This window comes from Bacillus sp. LR--39, from assembly GCF_053613335.1.
This window is the reverse complement of sequence record NZ_JBSIOT010000384.1, coordinates 1-1,009: the sequence shown is the minus strand read 5'-3', so window position 1 is coordinate 1,009 and position 1,009 is coordinate 1. Positions and strand designations below refer to the sequence as shown.

The 1,009-nt window shown below is 49.9% G+C and carries 2 pseudogenes; both read left to right on the top strand.

Features of this window, described 5'->3' with window-relative positions:
• A pseudogene (gene acoL / locus ACWHAR_RS23430) lies at nt 1-233 on the top strand (dihydrolipoyl dehydrogenase); the annotation flags it as partial.
• 115 nt (nt 234-348) lie between these two features.
• A pseudogene (gene acoR / locus ACWHAR_RS23425) lies at nt 349-1,009 on the top strand (acetoin dehydrogenase operon transcriptional activator AcoR); the annotation flags it as partial.

The window sequence follows — 1,009 nt, the reverse complement described above, 5'->3', positions numbered from 1 at the left end:
AACAGCAAGCGGAAGGAAAGGTCAAAATCATGGCTGAACCGGAATTCGGCGAAATCGTGGGTGTCTCGATGATTGGCCCGGATGTAACCGAGCTCATCGGCCAAGCGGCAGCGATCATGAATGGTGAGATGACGGCAGATATGGCGGAGCATTTTATCGCCGCCCATCCGACTTTATCGGAAACATTGCATGAGGCGCTGTTAAGCACGATCGGCCTTGCGGTACATGCATAATAAAGGAAAAAGCAGGCGCATGGATATAAGGCGCCTGCTTTTTTATTGTTGAAAGCGCTTTATTTTTCCCCTACAATAGATGAAAACGGCGTGTAAGGGAGGAGCGATCAAGGAAATGAATTCGGTCCCAAACGATTTGCAAACCTGGAAACGTTTTGTGAAAGACGGTGTGCTTGACGAAGCCCGATTAAGAAAACGGATTGCCGAATCATGGCATCGCTGCAAAAAAGCTGAGGTCAATCCTTATTTAGAAAAAGGCCCGAAGGTTTTACAGCAAACGGAGCTGGATCAGCAGTCAAAAAAACATTCATTCTTCTTGACGACCGCAAAGCCTTACCTCGAAAAACTGCTGCCTGCTATAAAAGAAATGGAAATGATGGCGCTGATAATTGATTCAGACGGTGTTGTTCTGGCATTGGACGGCCATCCCCGCGCGCTCTATGAAGCCAAACGCATCAACTTTGTTGAAGGGGCATGTTGGACGGAAACGGCTGTCGGAACAAATGCGATTGGCACGGCGCTCCACATCAGCGAGCCGGTTGCAATACAGGGATCAGAGCATTACTCCATTGCTTCCCATCTTTGGAACTGTTCAGCTGCTCCGATTCACCATGAGGATGGCAGCCTTGCGGGTGTGATTGACATATCGTGTCCGGCGGCAGGCGCTCATCCTCATATGCTCGGTATTGCCACTGCGATCGCCTATGCAGCTGAACGGGAACTCGCAGCTAAAAGCCGTGAGAAAGGGCTCGAGCTGATCAGCCGTTTTGGAGAGA